General features: G+C 45.1%; 7 protein-coding genes and 1 pseudogene. 2 read left to right on the top strand and 6 right to left on the bottom strand.

Annotated elements, in window-relative coordinates; all coding sequences use genetic code 11:
* Nucleotides 1–200 (bottom strand): annotated as a pseudogene (locus VIN08_RS25960) (hypothetical protein); the annotation flags it as partial.
* Between the two features lie 156 nt (nt 201–356).
* Between VIN08_RS25960 and VIN08_RS25955 the strand changes: the two are divergent.
* Nucleotides 357–722: a hypothetical protein gene (locus VIN08_RS25955; RefSeq protein ID WP_331971941.1), complete on the top strand. Its 366-nt coding sequence runs from the start codon at nt 357–359 to the stop codon at nt 720–722.
* A gap of 13 nt (nt 723–735) precedes the next feature.
* Here the strand turns inward: VIN08_RS25955 and VIN08_RS25950 are convergent, their stop codons facing one another.
* Nucleotides 736–1,323: a Crp/Fnr family transcriptional regulator gene (locus tag VIN08_RS25950; protein WP_331971938.1), complete on the bottom strand. Its 588-nt coding sequence runs from the start codon at nt 1,321–1,323 to the stop codon at nt 736–738.
* 123 nt (nt 1,324–1,446) lie between these two features.
* On the opposite strand from VIN08_RS25950, the gene VIN08_RS25945 reads away from it, so the two are divergent.
* A complete protein-coding gene (locus VIN08_RS25945) occupies nt 1,447–2,664 on the top strand; it encodes a TCR/Tet family MFS transporter (RefSeq protein ID WP_331971935.1) in 1,218 nt (405 codons plus the stop codon).
* Between the two features lie 36 nt (nt 2,665–2,700).
* On the opposite strand, the gene VIN08_RS25940 is transcribed toward VIN08_RS25945, so the two are convergent.
* The 4 genes from VIN08_RS25940 to VIN08_RS25925 all read right to left on the bottom strand — a co-directional run.
* Nucleotides 2,701–3,444, bottom strand: coding sequence for a LytR/AlgR family response regulator transcription factor (locus VIN08_RS25940; RefSeq protein ID WP_331971932.1), 744 nt, complete (start codon nt 3,442–3,444; stop codon nt 2,701–2,703).
* Complete coding sequence (locus VIN08_RS25935; RefSeq protein WP_331971929.1) at nt 3,441–4,496, bottom strand: sensor histidine kinase; 1,056 nt, start codon at nt 4,494–4,496, stop codon at nt 3,441–3,443. The genes VIN08_RS25940 and VIN08_RS25935 overlap by 4 nt, the downstream gene beginning before the upstream one ends.
* Nucleotides 4,497–4,517: 21 nt before the next feature.
* Nucleotides 4,518–4,862, bottom strand: a complete 345-nt coding sequence (locus VIN08_RS25930; protein WP_331971926.1) for a DUF4288 domain-containing protein — start codon at nt 4,860–4,862, stop codon at nt 4,518–4,520.
* 70 nt (nt 4,863–4,932) lie between these two features.
* Nucleotides 4,933–5,851, bottom strand: a 919-nt coding sequence (locus VIN08_RS25925; RefSeq protein WP_331971924.1) for a LiaF transmembrane domain-containing protein, incomplete at its 5' end; no start/stop codon positions are given.

Raw genomic sequence — 5,851 nt, 5'->3', positions numbered from 1 at the left:
CGCGCATTTTTTTCAAAGCCGGTTGCCTTGCTAAGAAAATCTTCTTCGCGTAGTCGGTTGGCATCTTTGCCGATGGTTGCTATACCTTCGTTCTCCTGCATTACTACTTCCGGATGATAGAATTTTTCGAAGGCTTCCAGCATGCGTCCGGACACGACCAGGTGATTCAGTTCGGTGATTTTTTCTTTTAAGGTGCTCATTGTTTTTTATTTTAGTACAGGCACAAAGTTGGGCACGAAGTATAGGTTTATTGCTTGATGTAGCGCAGGAAGCTATCTTGATGCAGATCAAGAAAGCACAGGAGGGATACAACTATCGGGAGCGGAGATGTGTCTAACAGGAAACCCAATCCTCCTATGAACAGAAACGTTATACTGCTGTTTCTTCTGTTGTCGCTGCTCGCATGTTCCAGCGATGACCTGTCTCTCAAAGAATCAGGTGCTATACAGAAAGCCTGCGAACGCTGCCAGAAAAATGCAAACGACATGAAGTGGCTGAAAGAAAAAATTCAGGATTCACAACGCAGTGACTACTGGAAAGGAAACTTCTATATTGTTTCTACCAATGAAGGCGAGGTGATCGTACACCAACCCATGGTGATGAGCTGCTTCGGATGTTTGCGATTTGATTGCAATGGCAATACGGCTGTACTCAGCGATGCCGCTATAGAAACAGTGATGCACAACATCAACGATGGGAACCTGCTCTACAAAGCTTTCTGATAAAGAGCATTGTTTATTTCTTTCGCGCATCGCTCCATTGTTTGCGTATACGACTGATCGTTTCGGGAGTTATGCCGAGATAGGAAGCAATCTGGTGTTGAGGCACGCGCTGATCTAATGCCGGATATTTTTTTATGAAGGCAAGGTATTGCTCTTCTGCTGTTTGACTGATAGAAGCCAGCACGCGTTGCTGATGTGCCACAAAAGCATTCTGCAACATCACACGCATAAAGCGGTTGAACGCGGGCACTTGCTGATAAAGTTTTTCGAGGTCGCTCTTCTCAATGCATAACACTTCCGAATCTTCGAGTGCTTCAATGTGTTGTGTGGCAGCGTTGCCCGTTAGCAAACTATAGAGATCCGATATCCACCAGTCTTCCATGCCAAACATCACTACGTGTTCTTCACCGGCAGCATCTACTGTAAACGCGCGGAATAATCCTTTTGTAATAAAGGTTTCATGTTTGCATACATCACCGGCCTGCAGCAGGTATTGCCGCTTGCGGAAGGAGCGAGGCTTGAGCAGCGATTGGAAGAAAGCTTCTTCGTGTGGCGCAAGCGTTATGTGGCGTGCTACATGTTGAAGGATGAGATCGTACATGAGTGCAGGGGGACGTTTACCGGTATGTTTTCGCTTTTGAATTTATTTATTGTGTTTATATAAACTTCATCCGGTTCTATTTCAAATTTAGCTTTATTTACAGATTAATAAGTATCCACCATTATGGCAGATAAGAAAAACGCAGCACTGGGTTTTATTTTCGTTACGTTACTGATCGATGTTATTGGTTTTGGAATTATCATTCCGGTTATGCCGCAATTGATCAGTGAAATGCTTCATGTAGAAATTCCGGAAGCTTCCAAGTATGGAGGCTGGTTGCTTGCTGCCTTTGCCGGCATGCAGTTTTTGTTTTCTCCTTTGATGGGAAATCTCAGTGATCGTTTCGGCCGCAGACCTATATTACTTGCTTCGCTTTTTGGTTTTGGTGTAGACTATATATTCCTGGTGTTCGCTCCGAGTATCGAATGGCTTTTCGTGGGCCGTATCATTGCTGGTATTATGGGAGCGAGCTTTACTACAGCTGCTGCCTATATAGCCGACATTAGCGCACCAGAAAAGCGTGCACAGAATTTTGGTATGATTGGTGCCGCCTTCGGTCTCGGTTTTTTTATCGGACCTTTTCTCGGTGGTGTGTTGGCAAAGTTTGGATTGCGTGCACCATTTATTGGTGCCGCTATACTTACCCTGCTTAACTGGCTCTATGGATTTTTTGTTTTACCCGAGTCGCTGAAACAAGAGAACAGAAGACCCTTTGAGTGGAGAAGAGCTAATCCTATTGGATCGCTGTTATTTTTTCTTCGCTATAAAGTTATACTCGGACTTGTAGCCTCGATCATATTGATCTATCTCGCGGCTCATGCCGTACAGAGTACGTGGTCGTACTATACTATTGAAAAATTTAAATGGGATACGTGGTGGGTAGGAAATTCCCTGGCCTTTGTCGGTTTCCTCGTGGCTATTGTACAAGGCTGGCTGATAAGGTTTATTATACCTAAACTGGGACAAGAACGAAGTATATATATAGGGCTTGGCTTGTATGCCATCGGATTTTTTCTGTTTGGTATAGCCACTGAAGGATGGATGATGTTTGTCTTTCTGATTCCCTATTGCCTTGGAGGCATAACCGGACCTTCGTTGCAAGGTGTTATGTCGGCACAAGTGCCGGCCAACGAACAGGGAGAATTACAGGGAGCACTTACGAGCCTGATGAGTCTTACTTCTATATTCGGCCCGGTTATGATGACGAGTATATTTTATCATTACTCTTCTAAGGCAGCCGGTGCTATATATTTTCCGGGTGCTGTAATGATGGCGGGAAGTGCTCTAACCCTGGTCAGTGCTTTTCTTGCCCGATTGAGTTTGAAGAAACACATGGCGTAAGAGGTATATACATAAAAGAAGCATAGTTGCTATACTTTATAATCCTAACACACTTTTTAATTTAGCATAACCGCTTTTACTCAGCGGCACGCGCACGTTGCTCTTAAGCAGGGCTACGTGCGTATCCTTTTCGAGAGGCTCGATACGTGTGAGCTGGTTGAGTTGAATGATATAGGAGCGATGCACGCGCACAAACTGGTTTGCATCCAGCGATTGCTCGTAGAAGCTCATCGTCTTTTTCTTCAGGAACATTTCTTTCTGGGTATAGATCTTCACGTAGTCATCATACGCTTCTATATACTGAATCTCGTGCACGGGTATAATGCGGATGTTGCCACCTTCTTTTACCACTACACGATTACGCTCTTCCGGCTGGCGTATCTCTTCCTGCAGTAATACCTGTGTGTTCTTTTCAGATGTGCTGTTGCTTCGCTGCTGCAACCACTTTTGCACTGCTTTATCAAAGCGATCTTTACTGAAAGGTTTTAGCAGGTAATCGATCGCGTGTGCTTCAAAGGCCTTCATGGCATATTCATCAAAGGCTGTGGTAAAGATAACGGCCGGTGGTTGCTCCAACAGTTCCAGCATTTCAAAGCCGTTGATTTTCGGCATTTGTATATCGAGAAAGATCAAGTCGGGTTTATGTGTTCCTATAGCTTTCACGCCTTCAAAACCATCGTTACATTCCTGCACAATCTCCATGTCGCTATGAGCCTGCAGGTATTCGCGTGTAATGCTGCGTGCCAACGGTTCGTCATCGATGAGTATAATTTTAATCATGCCTTTTGAGGTATATGTACTTCTGTGATAAATATAGGTTGTTCCTGTTCTTGTTGTCGTGTTATGAGCAAATCGTTGCGTGCGTACAGCAGGTAGAGCCTCCGTTGTACGGCCGATAATCCAAAGCCTGTGCCTTGCCGTGGTTGAGACGTGGCCGGATCAAACGGATTTTCTACAACAAGAATCAACTGGTGATCTTTTGCCGTAGCACGAATGCGAATTGTGATTTCGCCCGTGGTATCATACAATCCGAATTTGATAGCATTCTCTACGATTGGCTGTAACAGCAATGATGGAAGTATCATGGCCTGCGATGCCTCATCTTTCAACACCTCTGTTTTGAGGCGGTGGCCGAAGCGTACTTTTTCTATTTCAAGGTATAGCTGTAAATGTTTCAGTTCATCTTCCAGCGTTACCAGTTGCTGATCATCGCGCCTGATCGTTCCGCGCAAAAAGTCAGACAGCTGTTGTATCATCATTCGTGCCTGCTCGGGTTTGGAACCTGCCAGTGCACTAATGGAGTTAAGACTGTTAAACAAAAAATGTGGCTGAAGTTGTTGACGTAACGAGGCGAGCTCGGCTTCGCGCGCCAGTCGTGCGGCATCTTCTTCACGCTTCTCGTATGCCTGCTGATCCTGTATAACAAACCACACCCAACTCAACACTGCCATCAACGCAATCATCAGCCAGGCTATGACACCACGTATCAAGTGTGAACCTTCGAGGTAATTGAGATATTGCAGATCATCGGGGAACAAATAGGTTGCCATTACCCAGCGATGAAGCACTACACTCAGTACGGCCAGTGTTATACTCCATACTATGAGATAGAATGCGTTCTTGAGACTGGGCTGGTAGAAGCGAAGCGAATTGAACATGAAGTATCCGGCAGTTGCCAGCAATAAATTCATATTCAGTGCATCGGCTAATGCTACGGTTAATGCGAGGCCGAAGGTTTCTTCGATCGCGTACGTTTCTAGCAGCACCAGCAGCAACCACCATACGATGTAAGCAATAGTAATTTTCCGGTTCGAGATTCTGGGTATATTCAAGCGATGTCAGCAGTTATAGTATCAGAACAGTGGCATGGCATTCAGGCGAAGTGCCATAGCCTTCTGATGGATAAAGTTAACGTATGATTTCGCTTCTTCCATTTCATGAATGCGGGAGTATACTTCTACACCATCTTCCAGTTTTTTAATGGGTACCAGCTCTGATACATTGATAAATTCCCACTTCACCAGGTTGTTCTTGTCGTTCACGAACGAGTCTTCTTCACTCAACCCGATCATCCGCGATTTCAGGAAGGCTTCTTCCTGCGTTTCTGCTTCTATAAGCCGGAGCTGCTCATCAAATTGTTTGGTGTCTTTGTTCTCAGCCGTGATGCCAAAGACGATTTTTGCGATGTACCAGTTCATAAATAATACTTGAAGGGTTATAAGAATGGGATACATAATTTTTAGTTGAAGGATATTACCAGCAGTTAACCTAGTAACTCTTGATGTCGATGCCACCGAACACACAAGTACCTTTCAGTACAAGTACTTTATCGGGATCGGGCACTCCTATATTCTTGCGTTTATCATCGAGCCCGCCAAATACACTTACCAGTTCTTCTGTTTGTATTTTCCAGTTGGAAGGAACCACGAGTTTTGTTCCTCCGAATACCTGGATCAATTCGAGTTCAGCTTTGCCGTTGATGTCAGCCTGCGTGAGGTTGATCTCTACACCACCGAAGAAGGTTGTTGCTTCACCACCTTTAAAGTCTTTGGAGATAATTACTTTCTTGGCGCCACCAAATACGGTTACTGCATTTATATAGTCTTCGTCTGTGCTTTGCGTATTTACATCTGAGAAGCGTTCGTGGTGTCTTTCATGCCAGCGGCTTTCACGTCTTTCGTGCCAGCGTCTCCACGCTTGCTCGCGATTACGTTTCGGTCTGAAGATCATGGCAAGTCCTACTACGATGATCAGTACAGGCCAGAAGTATTGACCGATAGATATATCTACAAATTCTTCACTCAGAAAAACAAGACCTACCGCTACAGGTATAAGCCAACCCCAGTGACGGAATCTGTGCTTGGCTCCTGAAAAGATACCAATCACGATCGGTATCATTGGCCAGGTAAACAACCATGCTGGAAGATCAGCCCCTGCTTTCTCGGCCAGCAGCACGCCACCTACCACTACGATAACAAGACCAGCCCACGCACGACCTGACGGGTAATGCTGATATTCGTTGTAAGGCTTGTTAGGGTTAGCTGAAGTTGTCGATGTATTTTCTTGCGTATCCATTATTTCTGTTTTTTTATTCAAATGTACGGGCACAAGACGCTGGCGGCTATGCTGTTTAGGCCGGCAAAGGAGGCTGGTAGGTGAAAAGAGGAAACCAGTCGGTGAAAATTTT

This window comes from Ohtaekwangia sp., from assembly GCF_036568665.1.
GTDB lineage: Bacteria > Bacteroidota > Bacteroidia > Cytophagales > Cyclobacteriaceae > Ohtaekwangia.
Note: the sequence above shows the minus strand (reverse complement) of the source record. Positions and strands in the feature narration are given on the sequence as shown.

Coding starts and splice junctions, on each gene's coding strand:
- VIN08_RS25940 (WP_331971932.1), bottom strand. CDS start 3,444: ATGATTAAAATTATACTCATCGATGACGAACCGTTGGCACGCAGCATT.
- VIN08_RS25945 (WP_331971935.1), top strand. CDS start 1,447: ATGGCAGATAAGAAAAACGCAGCACTGGGTTTTATTTTCGTTACGTTA.
- VIN08_RS25955 (WP_331971941.1), top strand. CDS start 357: ATGAACAGAAACGTTATACTGCTGTTTCTTCTGTTGTCGCTGCTCGCA.
- VIN08_RS25930 (WP_331971926.1), bottom strand. CDS start 4,862: ATGAACTGGTACATCGCAAAAATCGTCTTTGGCATCACGGCTGAGAAC.
- VIN08_RS25950 (WP_331971938.1), bottom strand. CDS start 1,323: ATGTACGATCTCATCCTTCAACATGTAGCACGCCACATAACGCTTGCG.